The following is a 16,088-nucleotide window of genomic DNA, read 5'->3' as shown; positions in this document are numbered from 1 at the left end:
CTCCTTCTCCGCCATTGGCCCCTTGGTCAAGCGGTTAAGACACCGCCCTTTCACGGCGGTAACACGGGTTCGAATCCCGTAGGGGTCATACTAAAACGCAGTAAATGTGAACATCACATTTGCTGCGTTTTTTTTTGCTAGCGTGAAAGTTTGAGAGTTAAATATAAGTGAGATTTAGTACTAACGGTTTATACATGATATCATCTACTGTTGCGTATTCTATTATTCTTTTTAATTGAATTTTCAGGTAATATAGTAATGAACGATAAAAAAAGGGGGATAAAGATGGGCCATAGTTTGAGGTGGGTGTACAATCGACAATATCATTTACAGGGAAACTTAGATCGAGTAGAAGCTGCATTACAAAGTTTTACAGTGGAACAGGTTAATCGTGTGGAACAATTTCATCGTACATATGAGGGTTTTGAAAAGACACCTTTATGTAGTTTAGATTCTTTAGCATCCCATATAGGGGTCAATAAAATATTTATGAAAGATGAGTCATTTCGATTTGGCTTAAATGCATTTAAAGTTTTAGGTGGTATATATGCAATAGGACAGTATGTTGCTAAATTGCTAGGTAAAAATATTGATGAACTGTCATTCGAACAATTAAAGTCGCCTGAAGTGAAAGAACAACTAGGCGATTTAACATTTATTTCAACGACAGATGGCAATCATGGGCGAGGAGTTGCATGGGCTGCTAGAGAACTGGGCTGTAACGCGCGTATTTATATGCCTGCTGGCAGTGCAAAAGAGCGTTTGCAAAATATTAAGAACGAAGGGGCATACGCAGAAATCACAACAATGAATTATGATGATACTGTGCGTTATACGTCACAGCTCGCCGAGGAAAATGGTTGGGTTATTATACAGGATACGATGTGGGAAGGGTACGAAGAAATTCCATTATGGATTATGCAAGGCTATACAACATTAGCAAAAGAAACCGTCGACCAATTAGAAGAAGCGCCTACACATGTATTTTTACAGGCAGGAGTAGGTTCATTTGCAGGCGCAATCGTCGCTTTTCTCCAACAATTTTATAGACAAAAAATAACTTTTGTTTTGATAGAGCCAGATGTAGCAAATTGCTTTTACGAGAGTTTTAAACTTGGTACTGAACATTTTGTTACTGTCGGTGGAGAGATGCAAACAATTATGGCAGGGCTAGCGTGTGGGGAGCCGAATCCTATGGCTTGGGATATTTTAAAAGCGTATACGAAAGTAAGTATTTGCTGTGATGAAACGACAGCTGCAACGGGCATGCGTGTGTTAGCAAATCCACTTGGTTCGGATCATCGCATTGTTGCAGGAGAATCAGGTGCAGCACCGTTCGGTTGTTTTTATGAATTAATGACGAATGAAGATTATGCAGAATTAAAAGCGGCATTACAGCTAAATGCACAATCAAATATACTATTTGTTAATACAGAGGGAGACACGGACGTAGAAAACTACCGAAATATTGTATGGCATGGTAAGTATGCAAAATAGTACAAGTGAGCATCTCTGGGATATTGAGATGCTTTTTTATATTGTATTTTAAATAAATTGATAGTTGAAAGAGGTGATATAAGTGAGTAACCACATAAAATATCAATGGAGGATAACAAAATATAATCCTGACTTCCGAAATAATGAAGGGCATTATACGAAGGAGTTGGAATGGACAAGTCCATCTCACATTGGGAAGACAATTTATGGTGAAACCTTTACATTAGAAAAATATTTAGAAATAGAAACTGCATATATTAATACGATTATGAAGTTTTTACATGTCAATGATATAAAATCAATAACAATGATTAACACTACTTATATTAATGTAGATATAAATTCTTCTTTGTATAACCAATTGTATGATAAAGAATTAGACAAAATACACTTAAAGGATGATCAAGAGGTAACGATTGATGAAATACCTCTAATTTCTAAAATGGTATTACGGGGTTTCATATTTTGTCATTTCATAGCTTCAGATTTTTTTGTGCATTTCGGAGATGACTATTATATGTTTATTGGAACAAATCATTATCAAGAGGAACCATTACAATTTGCGCGGAAAAATCATTTATTTGTAGAAGAAATACTTTCTCCATTTTATATCTGTGAAGAGAATATCGAAAGAATGATCATGTGGACGCCAATTCATGAAGATACCGTAGTAGGTGAGGAAATACTAACGGACATTTCACTAGAGGAATATAGGGAAATATTGCGCCTTTCCAATATTCATCCGGTTATCGGGGTTTTTCCAATTACAGCGAGTAACCAACCATTTTTTCAAAAAAAACTAAAACACAAAATAGATATGAATAAGTATCAATATTATCTAAGCGCGGGTGATTAAGCGAACGGTACATGAGTTACCCTCAAATAGTATAAGCGACTTTTAAGAGCTATGTCTGGTAGTAAAGTAGACACTGCTCTTTTTATTTTTCCTTTAGGAGAGAATAATGTAAAAAGCCCTTGACCTTAACGCTGCGTAAAGGTTTACAGTATGAATATGGAGGTGAGGGCAATGGAGTACACGATTCAACAACTTGCCAAATTGTCTGGGGTAAGTACGAGAACGTTGCGTTATTATGATGAAATAGATTTACTAAAGCCGGCAAGAACAAACGAGGCAGGCTATCGCTTTTACGGGCAACACGAAGTCGATATTCTTCAGCAAATTTTGTTTTATCGAGCACTAGACATGAAGTTAGTAACGATTCACAACATTATTCACGCACCTGATTTTCAACATACTGTTGCATTAAAAACACATCGAGATGCTTTACTACAACGAAAAAAACAGCTCGATCAATTATTAAAAACAGTGGAACAAACAATTCAATCGATTGAGGGGGAACGTCCAATGACGAACGAAGAGAAATTTGATGGCTTTAAAGAGCAGCTAATAGAGGGAAATGAAAAGCAATATGGTAAAGAAATACGTGCAAACTATGGTCAAGAAACTGTTGATGCATCGAATGCAAAGTTTAAAAATTTAACAGAGGAGCAGTATAAGGCAATGCAACAATTAGAACAGCAATTATTTGAACGATTAAAAGAGGCGATGGCAATAGGAGATGTGCAAAATGATGTCTCGATGGAAGTTGCAGAGCTTCATAAGCGCTGGCTGAGCTTTTCGTGGCCGCAATATACAAAGGAAGCACATGCTGGTTTAGCACAAATGTATATAGCAGATGACCGTTTTACAGCTTATTACGATAATCATGTATCTGTTGGTGCCACTCAATTTCTACATGATGTAATTAGAGAATATACGCAAAACTAAAGGAATCCTTCTCATACGGATGTTTTAGAAATAAGTATTTAGGAAAAAATGAACGTATGAGGAGGAGATTTTTTTGAAACAACAAATGATAGAAAAGTTTAAAAAACAATTACTGCAGGAATTACAAGAAATAGAGCAGCAGCTTGAGGAATCAGAGCGTCCTCAGGCAACAGAGCTCTCCAATTATGATAATCATCCAGCTGATAATGCGAGTGATTTAACAGACCAGCTTACAGAGATGGCAATTGATGAGCACCGCAGTGATCATGCTGAGGAAATTAAACAAGCGCTTCAAGCGATCGAAGATGGCACATACGGCAAGTGCACGGAATGTGGTGAAGAAATTCCACTAGGTCGTTTAGAAGCGATGCCACATGCATTAACATGTGTAGAGCATGCGGAGCAACGAGATGATTTACTTCGACCAGTAGAAGAAGATGTATTATCATCATTACCAAAATCTGATGATTTCGAAGAGCTTGAGGAATTTGGCTCGTCAGATACGCCTTCAGATAAAATGTAAAAAATACGAGGATTTCTTCCTAATTATTCCCTTGACCAGTATAATAACTGTATGGGGTGATATCATGGAAATAATTGATTTACATTGTGATGTATTATTAAAGTTAACGACGCTAGAAGCGCCAAAATTTGCGGATGATGTGCGATTACATGCAAGTAAAGAAAGATTACAATTAGGGCAAGTAAAGGCGCAGGTATTCGCTATTTTTATCGACCCTGCGACACCACAAAATATGCAATTTTTAGAGGTAATGCGTCAAATTGAAGCCTTCCATACACAAGTATTACAAACTGAAGGCATGGTGCATATTACGGAATGGTCACAACTAAATACTTTAACGCCTCATGAAATTGGTGCTATTTTAAGTTTAGAAGGATGTAGTGCAATTGGTGAGGATATTACAAAGCTGTCGGCAATTTTGGATGCTGGTGTAATGCTGGTAGGACTCACATGGAATGAAGAGAATGGTGTAGCCTATGGCGCTGAGCAGGATGCTAGTCTTGGGTTAAAACCTTTCGGCAGAGAGGTTATCAATATGCTAAATGAGCGGGATATAATTATCGATGTATCCCATTTAAACGAGCAAGGATTCTGGGATTTACTGCCACTGGCAAAGCATCTTGTTGCAAGCCATAGCAATGCACGTGCGATTTGCGACCACCCACGTAATTTAACAGATCAACAGGCGAAGGCACTTGTAGAGCATGGAGGTCATATTCATTTAGTCTACTTCCCGCATTTTATTGGGGACAATGCAACAATGGATGATTTAATTGTGCATGTGAAGCATCTGGCAAGTATCGTTGGGGTTGAGCATCTCGGAGTAGGTTCTGATTTTGACGGAATAGATGTTACCGTTAAAGGGCTCGCTCATGCAGGTGAGGCGCAAAATTTATTAGAGCGTTTACGAGAGCATTTTACAGATGAAGAAGTTCGTGGGATTGCGCACAATAATTTTAGACAATATATAAAAAAAGCAGCAACCAAATAAGGTTGTTGCTTTTCATTTTTAAAAAATCAATCTAGATGTCTACTGCAGTTGATTTCCGCTACGGGTGGACGCTTTCCGCGGGCACAATGTAAGCCACAACCGTCGCTGTTGCGCCGTTTGTTGCGTCTTACGTTTTGTACTGTTCCCGCAGGAGTCGCCACCCTTCGCTCCAATCAACTAAAAATTGTGTGAGTGCCTGTCACTAAGCATCTTATAAATAAGAAGTACTGCCACAGTTGATTTCCACTACGGGCGGGCGCTTTCCGCGGGCACACCGTAAGTCACAACCGTCGCTGTTGCGCCGTTTGTTGCGTCTTACGTTTTGTGCTGTTCCCGCAGGAGTCGCCACCCTTCGCTCAATCAACTAAAAATTGTGTGAGTGCCTGGCACTAAGCATCTGTCACTAAGCATCTTATAAATAAGAAGTACTGCCACAGTTGATTTCCACTACGAGAGGACGCCTTCCGCGGGATCAATATAAGCCGCAACCTTCCGCTCCAATTAACTGAACAAGTGGGTAAAGATACACTCTTTAATAACTATCAAAAGGATAAAAAATGACAACAGCCATTAAGATGAACATCTTAATGGCTGTTGTCTAATATTAAGCAATAACCTTATAAGGTTGCTACTTTTCATTTGTGCATATTAATAAAAGAAATAATTCACTAATAATCCGATTCCTAATAGGAAACCGAAGAATGTATTTGTTTGCGCTGTATATTTCATCGCTGGCATTACTTCCTTGGCTTCTTTTTTATCACGGAAAATTTGGATAGCACGTAGCGGCTTCGGTATACTTAGGAAAATAATAAGCGCCCAAAAAGTAATACCATCAATTGCTACTAATGCAATGACCCAAAGGTACGAAACGATAAAAAAGCCAGATAGTACAGAAATAGCACGGTCACGGCCTACTATGATGGCAAGCGTTTTACGACCACCTTCTGTATCCCCAACGATATCACGAATATTATTAGATAGCATAATGCCACCAACTAAAATCATACTCGGAATAGAGAGTAAAACCGCATCTAATGTTACAGTAAGTGTTTGAATATAAAAGGCGATTAAGACAATACCCATACCCATGACTGCCCCTGAAATAAGCTCTCCAAATGGTGAATATGCAATAGGATAAGGTCCTCCTGTATATAGAAAACCAATCAGCATACAAACTAGTCCAACTGCAACAAGCCACCAAGAAGTTGAGGCACAAATATAAATGCCAAGAAGCATAGCTAGTGCATAAAAGCTTAAAGCAATCATCATAATTGTTTTCGGCTGCACACCGTGACGGACAATCGTGCCGCCAATGCCGACAGAATGTTCATTATCTAATCCTAGCTTGTAATCATAATATTCGTTGAACATATTAGTTGCTGCTTGAATTAGCATACTAGCAATCAGCATAGCAAAAAATAGTCCAAAATTAATTGTTTCTTTTTCAATTGCAAGAGCAATCGCTGTTCCTAAAAATACTGGAACGAATGAAGCGGTTAAAGTATGTGGGCGCGTTAAATGCCACCAAACTTTAAAACCCCTATCAGCTTCAATGACTTTGGTCATAAGGTCTTTCTCTCCTTCAACTATTGTAGACTCTTCTTATTTTATACGAAGAAAGAGAAAATGGATAGGTTCACAGCTTATTACATACAGTTATGTTTAAAAAAATGATACAATAGTACATGCATTTGAGAGATGGGAATATAAATTAAGCTAATCGTAGCAGTAGAAAGACTAAAGCCGTCAAACAAATAGGACGGCTATTTTAGCGCAACAAGTAATGCTAAAGACGGATGTCACAGATGTTTTTGTGTGTGAAATCGAAGCGACAGACGTATGATGTTATGTACGTGGAATTTATAGCAACACGTACTATGACGCGAAAACATAATTGATTATGTACATTGCAATAACGGAGGTAATTTTCATGCAACAGAAGTGGTACCAAGCCACAGAAGTAGAAGTGGACTCTTTGGGCCAAAACCTTCATTTTTATATGGAAACAATCGAAGTAAGTCGCTTATCGGCTCTTGCATTTTATGCAGCGGGCGAGGAGCGTTATAAAGGTGAACGATTTTATTGGCAAAATAGAGAAAAAACAATGACATTAGTTGGGCTAGGACATGCCCACACAATTCAAAATAACGCAAAAAGCGACCGCTTTGATGCTGTAGAGGCAGAATGGAAAAGCTTAACGAAAAATTGCGTAAAAGGTCAGGCTGAACTACAACCCATTTTGTTTGGTGGTTTTACATTTGATCCTCAAAATAGTGTGAATGGTGAGTGGACAGACTTTCCAGAGGCTTATTTTGCCTTGGCAACGTATCAGCTCGTATTACGCGATGACAAAGCCTATGTAAGCATAAACCTTATCGCAAAAGCTTCGAAGGCAGATGAACAATTTGAAGCGCTGCGTAAAGAGCGAGATCATTTAATCCATGCTGCGCAAGTAAAAGAAGTGAAAATGTATGCGAAGCCTGAAATAAGTGATTATTTCGAGCCATATAAGGAACCATATTTAGCGTCAATTGACCAGGTAACAGCACTGATTAAAGCAAAGCAAGCAGATAAAGTCGTAATAGCACGATCACTTGCACTGCAATTTAAGGAGCAAGTAACTTCACCTCAAGTATTAGCTCAAATTATTCATGAACAGCCTGAAAGTTATTTGTTTGGGCTAGAGTGGAAAGATTTATTATTTTTTGGAGCATCTCCAGAGCGACTTGTAAAGGTTGAAAATGGTCTTGCCTACTCATCATGCGTTGCAGGGTCAATTCAACGAGGTAAAACAGCTGAGGAAGATAACGCATATGGACAAAGCTTATTAAATGATCCGAAAAATGGTGGCGAACATCAATATGTAGTCGATATGATTGCGGAAACGTTCCGTAAAAACTGTGTTGCGATGAAAATACCAGCTGGACCACGCTTATTAAAAATTAGAGATATTCAACATTTATATACACCAGTTGAAGGTCAGCTTAATAACGAGGCAACCATTTTACAGTTAACGAAGCATTTGCATCCAACGCCAGCTTTAGGCGGTGTGCCAAGAAAAGAGGCAATGACCGCTATACGTAAATACGAGCCAATGAATCGCGGGCTTTATGCTGCACCAATTGGTTGGTTAGATGCAGAGGGAAATGGTGAATTCGCGGTTGCGATTCGTTCAGCAGCTTTAATAAAAGATAAAGCTTATTTATATGCAGGTGGCGGTATTGTAGCTGATTCAGAGCCACAATCTGAGTATGAGGAAACATTAGTGAAATTCCGTCCAATGCTTCGAGCGTTAGGAGGACAAGTACATGAGTGAACGGAAAATATTGACTGATTATGTTTATAAAATGGTTGCATCACTAGTGCAGGCAGGTGTCCAACATGTTGTTGTAAGCCCAGGATCACGTTCGACACCATTAGCCTATGCCTTTGCCTCAACAAAGCAACTGACAATGTACCGACAAGTAGATGAACGAGCGGCTGCATTTTTTGCGCTAGGGATTGCTAAGTCTACTGCTAAGCCAGTCGTGTTGTTATGTACATCAGGCACTGCTGCTGCAAACTATTATCCTGCTATTGTAGAAGCAAGTTATGCGCGAGTACCTTTAATTGTCATAACAGCCGATCGACCACATGAATTACGTGAGGTAGGAGCACCACAGGCTATTAATCAAACAAATTTATATGGGGCACATGTAAAGTGGAGTGTTGATTTTCCGCTTGCGGATGGTGCTGCACCGACATTGCCCTTTATCGAGCGTCATATCGCACGTTCATTAGCTATTGCAACTAGTGCACCTTTTGGTCCAGTGCATATTAATGTACCGTTCCGTGAACCATTGCTCATTGATTTTCGTGATGAGCTTCCGGATGTTACGTTTAAGCAAAGTAATGTTGGGCAGTTAACACCACCAAAGGATACACAGCTAGAACTTGCATCTATATTACGACAAACGAAAAAAGGATTTGTCATTATTGGTGAGCTTCCGCTAGGAACAGATTTAACTGTTATGTGGGAGTTTGTGCGCCAATTAAAATGGCCAATTATTGTTGAGAGTCTATCAAATATGCGTACTTCCGTACCAAATGATTGTCTACCATATGTGATTACTACATATGATGCGATTATGAAAAATGATGACTTTAAAGCGCTTGTTGAACCTGAAACAGTTCTTCGCCTAGGAGCTCAGCCTGTATCGAAGTTTATTATGCAATTTATTACAAAAACACAGCCACAAGCTTATATTGTTGTTGATGAAGACCCGATGTTCCGTGATTCTACAGGGGTATCAACGCATTTCCTACATGCGAGCATTGGCGAATGGCTTGTCCAATTAGATCTTTCTGAAACAGCGCTAGAAGCGGCATACTTAGCGGAATGGCAAGATGCCAATGACATCGCACTTGAATATATTGAGCACTATGCAGAAGGAGCTATTGACGAGGGGGCAATGGTGAGTCGCTTACTTGAATTAATTCCAAATGGCAGTGATGTATTCGTCAGCAGTAGTATGCCAATTCGTGATATCGATACATTTTTAATGACAACATCAAAAGATATTCGTGTTTTTGCAAACCGTGGGGCTAATGGTATTGATGGTGTTGTATCAACTGCGATGGGTTTAAGTCAAGGAAATAACCGTGAAACGTATTTGCTGATTGGAGATTTAGCCTTTTTACATGATGTAAATGGTCTAATTGCTTCACGCTATCAAGCATGTAATATAACAATTATTGTGATGAATAATGATGGCGGTGGTATTTTCTCTTATTTACCACAATCCACTGTAGAGGCTCATTATGAGAATCTATTTGGTACACCGACTGCGCTCGAATTTCAAGAAATTGCTCGCATGTATGATATGGACTACATTTGTATCGAGGATATTGCACAATTAGTACCTAAGTTTAATATGGTGAAAAAAGGTCCATTACGATTAATTGAGATTTTTACAGATCGTGAAGAAAACGTTTATGCACATCGCGCTCTTTGGAATCGTATTAATGCAGGGTTAAAAGCATGGCAAAGCTAATAATTCGTGGTCTTGAGACGCATGTAGATATTTGGAATGAAGCAGCAGGGCAAACAATTGTTGCCCTGCATGGCTTTACAGGAAGTACCGCTACATGGCGAAATTTGGCGAAGGATCTTCCGCATATGCGTATCGTAGCGATTGATTTAATTGGTCATGGTCAGACAGCTGTGCCGGAACAAGAGAGCCGCTTTACAATGGATGAACAATTGCGTGATTTAGAGGAGATATTTAGTCAATTACAATTAGAGACATTTACATTGCTTGGCTATTCAATGGGTGGGCGTATAGCATTATCCTATACAATAGCTTACCCGCATCGTGTTGAGAAGTTATTGTTAGAAAGTGCCTCTCCTGGTTTGCGAACATCAAAAGAGCGTATGGAGCGTTGTGAGCGCGATGATGCGTTAGCGACGAAAATTACGAATAATGGTTTGCAGTCCTTCGTTCATGCGTGGGAAAATATACCGTTATTCGAGTCGCAAAAACGATTATCTGATAATGCAAGGCAAGCTGTACGATCAGAGCGACTTGCCCAAAGTGAGAGGGGCTTGGCTGGCAGTTTACGGGGAATCGGAACTGGCATGCAGCCATCAAATTGGGACAAGTTAACACAATTAGAATTACCTGTGCTATTAATGACCGGTTCATTAGATGTGAAATTTTGTAATATCGCATTAGAAATGAAAGCGTTATTAAAAAATGGAAAGCATATGACAGTAAATGACGTTGGACATGCAATTCATGTGGAAAATCCAGCTGAATTTGCTACAATAGTAAATGAGTATTTAACGTAATGTTTTTTACGTTAGCGCCTCATCTTAGTTATGAGGCGAATTTTAATTAGGAGGTATTTCAATGACACGTCAATGGACTACATTACATACTTACGAAGACATTAAGTATGAGTTTTATAACGGTATCGCTAAAGTAACGATTAACCGTCCTGAAGTGCGCAATGCATTTAGACCAAAAACAGTCATGGAAATGATTGATGCATTTTCTCGTGCCCGCGATGACAAAAACGTAGGTGTTATCATTTTAACAGGTGAAGGCGAGCAAGCTTTCTGCTCAGGTGGTGACCAAAAGGTACGTGGCCATGGTGGCTATGTAGGAGATGATGAAATTCCACGCTTAAACGTACTTGATTTACAACGTTTAATCCGTGTTATTCCAAAACCTGTAGTAGCGATGGTTGCTGGTTATGCAATCGGTGGAGGGCACGTATTACATGTTGTATGTGACCTTACAATCGCAGCAGACAATGCTCGTTTTGGACAAACTGGTCCAAGAGTTGGTTCATTTGATGCTGGTTACGGTTCAGGCTATCTTGCACGTATTATCGGACATAAAAAGGCTCGTGAAATTTGGTACCTTTGCCGTCAATATGATGCACAACAAGCGCTTGATATGGGCTTAGTAAACACAGTTGTTCCTTATGCACAATTGGAAGACGAAACAGTACAATGGTGTGAAGAAATGCTTGAAATGTCTCCTACAGCTCTACGCTTCTTAAAAGCAGCTATGAATGCTGATACAGACGGCTTAGCTGGTCTTCAACAAATGGCAGGCGATGCTACACTTCTTTACTACACTACTGATGAAGCAAAAGAAGGTCGTGACGCATTTAAAGAAAAACGTCAACCAGACTTCGGTCAATTCCCAAGATTCCCTTGATTTGGAATGGTGGAAGGCTCGTATCTCTATGTAGATACGAGCTTTTTCTATTTTTATAAAGGGGAGACAGACGAATAGACCGATGATGGAAAAAACGGTACCATTATCATTGTAAATGATCGGAGGAAGCAAATAATGTACCCAAACTGGATTTTGCAGCGTGCGTATGTAACGCCATTACGTAGCGCTCTCACATATGAAGGACAAACATGGACATTTCAACAATTAAATGAGCTATCTTTAAAACGTGCTCGGCAATTATCAGCAATGAATATTAAACAAGGGCAACGTATCGCTATTATGGGGCCGAGTACACCTGCACTTATAGTGATGATGTATGCTTGTATGCATTTGCAATGTGAAATGGTCATGCTTAATCGTAGGCTTTCTCAAGCCGAAATCGCTTATCAACTAGAAGATTCACAAGCAGAGGTTGTGCTAGTTGCAGATGAAGATGTAGCAAAATTACCGCCACACATGTCTTATCATGTATTTACGGCAATAGAAAATGGTGCAGAACAATCTGTTGATATTGCAAAAGAATGGTCACTCAATCAAACAACATCCATTATGTATACGTCTGGGACGACAGGCTTCCCAAAGGGGGTTCGTCAAACGGTGGGCAATCACCAGGCAAGTGCAACAGCTTCTGTTCTCAACATAGGCTTACAAGCCGATGATGTTTGGTTGTGTGCAGTACCATTATTCCATATAAGTGGATTTTCCATTTTAGTTCGTTCATTGTTATACGGCAATAAAGTACAGCTATACGAGCATTTTAATGTGGATGCTATTGCGCAAAACATAATGGCTGGCGATGTTACACATATGTCAGTGGTCGCTGTTACATTAGAACGCATACTAAATACACTTGAGCTAAACAATGCGGTAGCTTCACCGCGATTTAAATTAATGCTAGCAGGTGGTGGTCCTGTGCCAGTAGATTATTTAAAACGAGCGAATGCATTGCATTTAGCCGTAGCACAAACATATGGTATGACAGAAACTTCATCGCAGACAGCAACACTAGCAAGTGAAGATGCAATGAAAAAAATCGGTTCAGCAGGCAAGCCATTATTTTTTAATCAAATAAAAATTTCAGCACCAAATGGACAAGGTGAGGGTGAAATTTGTATTAGAGGCCCACATGTAACCCCTGGGTACATTGGACGCTTTGCCGAAAGAAGTTCAACCGAGGAGGGCTGGCTTCATACTGGAGACATTGGCTACATGGATGAGGAAGGTTATTTGTTTGTTGTCGATCGTCGTGCAGATTTAATTATTTCAGGTGGTGAAAATATATATCCAGCTGAGATAGAAAGTGTTTTATTGGCGCATCCTGCAGTACAGGAAGCGGGGGTGTGCGGCATCGATGATGATAAATGGGGACAGGTTCCAATAGCTTTTGTTGTTTTAAAGGAACAGATGGCTATAGAAATTTTACAGCAATATTGTGAAAAGAAACTGGCTAAATATAAAGTCCCAAAACAATTCATTATAATCGATGAACTTCCACGTAATGGAGCAAATAAGCTGCTAAGAAGAAAATTATTAGAGTTACTTCCTACTGAATAACTTTCATTATATTGGAATGCCATACAAAGGTCTTCTTTAAAAGGAAAAACAGCATGCTAGAAGTGCACTTCTAGCATGCTGTTTTTGTATATTTAAAGTGCCAGTCACCCAAACAATTCTGATTATTTCGAATTTAATTAACACCGCAAGAACGGTGAATTATGACTATCCAACTAAGAGTGCCAGTCAGTCAAACAATTTAGAATCTTAAAATCGCAAGTGTCATATCCAAGTAAAAATCCACGAAGACTCCTGCGGGAACACACGCAATGTAAGACGCAACAGGCGACGCGAAAGCGGCGGTTGCGGCTTACAACGTGCCCGCGGAAAGCGCAGTGGATTTTTACGGTTTGAGAAGCCTATATTCTATTAGGTTGTCTATGCTAAGTGCCAGTCATTCAACAATCTGCCAGAAAGCGCAGTAGATTTTTTAAGACATAAAAATTCGGGTATTATGCTGATATAGAAGAAATTATGATTAGTCCTGTGATTTCTATTACAGGCACGCATATTGCCGACATTGCTTTATTTCCCTCGTCACTGTACTGCTACGTAGTTTTCACCATACAATGCCATTAAATTTTTAAATCCTCAATTTTTTTAGATTAAATTAATGATTCATTAACATAATAAGTAATGGGCGGCATAAACTATTTAGTAAAGGAGAATGACTCATATGAGAAAATATATATATAATGTTGTCATTATATTATTTGTTTTACAAATGAGTCATGTGCAAGTATTCGCAAATTATGAACAACAAAATATAGCAACGGCTAATTCAATAGAAACATTACAACAGCAAATTCAGAATGAAGTGATGCAATTGTCTACTGAATTTGATATTCGATACACTGGTAATATATCTGACTTAAAAGACCAACTAACAGAGCTTATTAAACATGCTATTACAGATCCATATATTTACGCCAATATTTCTAGTTTCAAATGGAAATATGATGGCTATGCAAATAATATTGTCATTCAATTTCAGTTTACCTATCATATCTCACAGGAAGAGGAGGCATTTGTCGAGCAAAATTTGACAACTATTGTTGCATCTATGCATGGATTAAGCAAACTGGAGAAAATACAGGCTGCACATGATTATATCGTCTTAACTTCTGAGTATTCAAAGGATAGTGAAGGAAGTCAGTATTCCCCATACACGTTGCTAACTGAAAACAAGGGTGTATGTCAGGCCTATGCTTTAGTACTATATCGGATGTTAGAGATGCTAGACTTTGAAGTACAATATGTACCAGGTAAAGTGGGAGAACAATTGCATGCATGGGTATTAGTGAAGCTTGATAATGAGTGGTACCATATTGATGTTACATGGGATGATCCATTGCCCGATCATAAGGGCGAAGTACGCTATAACTATTTTCTCGTTTCTGATAAGCAGTTAGCGCAAGATCATACATGGGATTATGCAAGTTTTCCAGCGGCAACAAGTGAGAAATATGCAAATTGGCAGCAAATAACTAAAGTTGAAGTTCTTACGAAACCTTTAACTAATTATTTTACCTATAATAGAGGGCTCGCCGTGCTAGAAGAAAATACACTTCATATAAAACAATTAGTAGAACCAACGCCTCTGTTATTCAATCAGGCCCAAAATAACAGCAAGTCTGTTCAAATAGTTTTCGATGAACAAAATGAAAAATTCATTCTACAGAGAAGTTTTGCGCTTCGTCCGACTTTTGTGAATGTAAAGACGAATGCTAAAGTTGGACAAAAGAGGCTCATCTGCGTTGACAGAACTGAAAAAAGAATGCCACAAGAAAAATACGTCATAATAAAGGAGGTGTCCCCTTTGCTTGGGGCACCTCCTTCTTCATATTGTATTATTTATGCTCATTAAGTGCTGTCTCTAATGTTTGCATATTTTTCTTCATCAATGTAAAGTACGTTTCATTATTTTTTACATCATCGCTTGTTAACACACTTAAATTATGCAGTACAAGTGATTTAGCACCAACTTCTTTTTGAATGACTTCTGCTAATTTAGAAGAAACATTTTGCTCGAATAAAATGTAATGAATGTTTAAGTCATTTGCTTTATCGACAATTGCTGTTAGTTCTTTTTGAGATGGTTCATTTTGTGAGTTTAAGCCTGCAATTGGGACTTGTGTTAAACCATATTGGCCAGCGATGTAGCCAAATGCTGCATGTGACACAAAAAATGTCTTGTCTTGAGTTGCATCAGCCATCGCTTTGTATTCACTGTCTAAATCTTGTAGCTCTTTTACTAGAGCTTCATAATTTGCTGTAAATGTCGCTTCTTGTGCTGGCATTTTTTCAACTAATGTATTTTTAATAGATAGTGCTAAATCTTGACTAATAATAGGCGAGAGCCATACGTGTGGATCGACACTACCATGATCATGACCTTCATGCTCATCATGGTGATCTTCCTCAGTTGCATCATGTTCGTGGTCGTGTTCAGCATCTTCAGTTGCATCATGTTCATGGTCATGATCAGCTTCATCTTCTTCGTCATGCGAATGGCCAGTGCTAACCGCTAATTTTTCATCGGAAATTTGAGCTGCAGTCGCAACCATTGTTACGTCTTCATTGGCTAACGTTTTTTTAGCATTTTCAACAAAGCCCTCTAGCCCTAAGCCGATATAAAAAAATATATTCGCATCTGCTAATTTCATCATATCTTTTTGTGTTGGCTCAAATGTATGCTCGTTTGTACCGGGAGGATAAATAGAAGACACTTCTACAAAATCGCCACCAATTCGCTCTGTAAAGTAGCTCAAAGGATAGACAGTTGTGTATACGGATAACTTGTCTTTATTGTCCGTCGTCTGTTTCGATGTAGATGATTTATCACCGCAGGCAGCTGTAAATAATGCAAGCACAGTAATTAAGAAAAATAGAAATACTTTTTTCATAAAATAGATACCTCTTTCAAATAGTAATCATTACGATTTATTTTTTTGACAGTTTCTATAATAACGCACATCGGAAAAAAGTACAAGAAAAAAT

13 protein-coding genes and 1 tRNA gene are annotated in these 16,088 nt (G+C 38.7%); 12 read left to right on the top strand and 2 right to left on the bottom strand.

Annotated features, from left to right (window positions below; genetic code table 11):
- The first annotated feature begins 16 nt into the window (after positions 1-16).
- From ACQKNX_RS12700 to ACQKNX_RS12675, 6 genes are all read left to right on the top strand, one after another.
- Positions 17-88: transfer RNA gene (locus ACQKNX_RS12700), tRNA-Glu, on the top strand.
- Positions 89-285: 197 nt separating this feature from the next.
- Complete coding sequence (locus ACQKNX_RS12695; protein WP_427429169.1) at positions 286-1,497, top strand: diaminopropionate ammonia-lyase; 1,212 nt, start codon at positions 286-288, stop codon at positions 1,495-1,497.
- 82 nt (positions 1,498-1,579) lie between these two features.
- Positions 1,580-2,353, top strand: a complete 774-nt coding sequence (locus tag ACQKNX_RS12690; RefSeq protein WP_427429168.1) for a DUF7683 domain-containing protein — start codon at positions 1,580-1,582, stop codon at positions 2,351-2,353.
- Between the two features lie 171 nt (positions 2,354-2,524).
- The gene (locus tag ACQKNX_RS12685; RefSeq protein WP_427429167.1) at positions 2,525-3,286 is read left to right on the top strand and encodes a MerR family transcriptional regulator; all 762 of its coding nucleotides are present in this window, start codon (positions 2,525-2,527) and stop codon (positions 3,284-3,286) included.
- An 85-nt stretch (positions 3,287-3,371) separates the two neighbouring features.
- Positions 3,372-3,809, top strand: a complete 438-nt coding sequence (locus ACQKNX_RS12680) for a TraR/DksA C4-type zinc finger protein (RefSeq protein ID WP_427429196.1) — start codon at positions 3,372-3,374, stop codon at positions 3,807-3,809.
- A gap of 64 nt (positions 3,810-3,873) precedes the next feature.
- The gene (locus ACQKNX_RS12675; RefSeq protein WP_427429166.1) at positions 3,874-4,800 is read left to right on the top strand and encodes a dipeptidase; all 927 of its coding nucleotides are present in this window, start codon (positions 3,874-3,876) and stop codon (positions 4,798-4,800) included.
- Between the two features lie 648 nt (positions 4,801-5,448).
- On the opposite strand, the gene ACQKNX_RS12670 is transcribed toward ACQKNX_RS12675, so the two are convergent.
- Positions 5,449-6,369: a 1,4-dihydroxy-2-naphthoate polyprenyltransferase gene (locus ACQKNX_RS12670; RefSeq protein WP_427429165.1), complete on the bottom strand. Its 921-nt coding sequence runs from the start codon at positions 6,367-6,369 to the stop codon at positions 5,449-5,451.
- A 364-nt stretch (positions 6,370-6,733) separates the two neighbouring features.
- Between ACQKNX_RS12670 and ACQKNX_RS12665 the strand changes: the two genes are divergently transcribed.
- The 6 genes from ACQKNX_RS12665 to ACQKNX_RS12640 all read left to right on the top strand — a co-directional run bounded on the left by ACQKNX_RS12665 (position 6,734) and on the right by ACQKNX_RS12640 (position 14,955).
- Positions 6,734-8,119, top strand: a complete 1,386-nt coding sequence (locus ACQKNX_RS12665) for an isochorismate synthase (protein WP_427429164.1) — start codon at positions 6,734-6,736, stop codon at positions 8,117-8,119.
- Positions 8,112-9,836 (top strand): 2-succinyl-5-enolpyruvyl-6-hydroxy-3-cyclohexene-1-carboxylic-acid synthase, encoded by a 1,725-nt coding sequence (gene menD / locus ACQKNX_RS12660; protein ID WP_427429163.1) that lies wholly within the window; start codon positions 8,112-8,114, stop codon positions 9,834-9,836. The genes ACQKNX_RS12665 and menD overlap by 8 nt, the downstream gene beginning before the upstream one ends.
- Positions 9,824-10,633: a 2-succinyl-6-hydroxy-2,4-cyclohexadiene-1-carboxylate synthase gene (gene menH / locus ACQKNX_RS12655; protein ID WP_427429162.1), complete on the top strand. Its 810-nt coding sequence runs from the start codon at positions 9,824-9,826 to the stop codon at positions 10,631-10,633. Before menD ends, menH begins: the two co-directional genes overlap by 13 nt.
- Positions 10,634-10,694: 61 nt before the next feature.
- Positions 10,695-11,513: a 1,4-dihydroxy-2-naphthoyl-CoA synthase gene (gene menB, locus ACQKNX_RS12650; protein WP_427429161.1), complete on the top strand. Its 819-nt coding sequence runs from the start codon at positions 10,695-10,697 to the stop codon at positions 11,511-11,513.
- Positions 11,514-11,648: 135 nt separating this feature from the next.
- On the top strand, positions 11,649-13,088 hold the full coding sequence (locus tag ACQKNX_RS12645) for an o-succinylbenzoate--CoA ligase (protein ID WP_427429160.1): 1,440 nt from the start codon (positions 11,649-11,651) through the stop codon (positions 13,086-13,088).
- Between the two features lie 676 nt (positions 13,089-13,764).
- Positions 13,765-14,955, top strand: coding sequence for a transglutaminase domain-containing protein (locus tag ACQKNX_RS12640; RefSeq protein WP_427429159.1), 1,191 nt, complete (start codon positions 13,765-13,767; stop codon positions 14,953-14,955).
- Here ACQKNX_RS12640 and ACQKNX_RS12635 read toward each other — a convergent pair.
- Positions 14,939-15,994, bottom strand: coding sequence for a metal ABC transporter solute-binding protein, Zn/Mn family (locus ACQKNX_RS12635; protein ID WP_427429158.1), 1,056 nt, complete (start codon positions 15,992-15,994; stop codon positions 14,939-14,941). The genes ACQKNX_RS12640 and ACQKNX_RS12635 overlap by 17 nt on opposite strands.
- Positions 15,995-16,088: the final 94 nt, after the last annotated feature.

This window comes from Lysinibacillus sp. NPDC093712 (assembly GCF_050280025.1).
Classification (GTDB): Bacteria; Bacillota; Bacilli; order Bacillales_A; family Planococcaceae; genus Lysinibacillus.
Note: the sequence above shows the minus strand (reverse complement) of the source record. Positions and strands in the feature narration are given on the sequence as shown.

Bases quoted from the DNA above. Each gene is read 5' to 3' on its own strand.
- ACQKNX_RS12675 (WP_427429166.1), top strand. From the start codon at position 3,874: ATGGAAATAATTGATTTACATTGTGATGTATTATTAAAGTTAACGACG.
- ACQKNX_RS12680 (WP_427429196.1), top strand. From the start codon at position 3,372: ATGATAGAAAAGTTTAAAAAACAATTACTGCAGGAATTACAAGAAATA.
- ACQKNX_RS12670 (WP_427429165.1), bottom strand. From the start codon at position 6,369: ATGACCAAAGTCATTGAAGCTGATAGGGGTTTTAAAGTTTGGTGGCAT.
- ACQKNX_RS12685 (WP_427429167.1), top strand. From the start codon at position 2,525: ATGGAGTACACGATTCAACAACTTGCCAAATTGTCTGGGGTAAGTACG.
- ACQKNX_RS12645 (WP_427429160.1), top strand. From the start codon at position 11,649: ATGTACCCAAACTGGATTTTGCAGCGTGCGTATGTAACGCCATTACGT.
- ACQKNX_RS12635 (WP_427429158.1), bottom strand. From the start codon at position 15,994: ATGAAAAAAGTATTTCTATTTTTCTTAATTACTGTGCTTGCATTATTT.
- menD (WP_427429163.1), top strand. From the start codon at position 8,112: ATGAGTGAACGGAAAATATTGACTGATTATGTTTATAAAATGGTTGCA.
- ACQKNX_RS12640 (WP_427429159.1), top strand. From the start codon at position 13,765: ATGAGAAAATATATATATAATGTTGTCATTATATTATTTGTTTTACAA.
- ACQKNX_RS12665 (WP_427429164.1), top strand. From the start codon at position 6,734: ATGCAACAGAAGTGGTACCAAGCCACAGAAGTAGAAGTGGACTCTTTG.
- menB (WP_427429161.1), top strand. From the start codon at position 10,695: ATGACACGTCAATGGACTACATTACATACTTACGAAGACATTAAGTAT.
- menH (WP_427429162.1), top strand. From the start codon at position 9,824: ATGGCAAAGCTAATAATTCGTGGTCTTGAGACGCATGTAGATATTTGG.
- ACQKNX_RS12695 (WP_427429169.1), top strand. From the start codon at position 286: ATGGGCCATAGTTTGAGGTGGGTGTACAATCGACAATATCATTTACAG.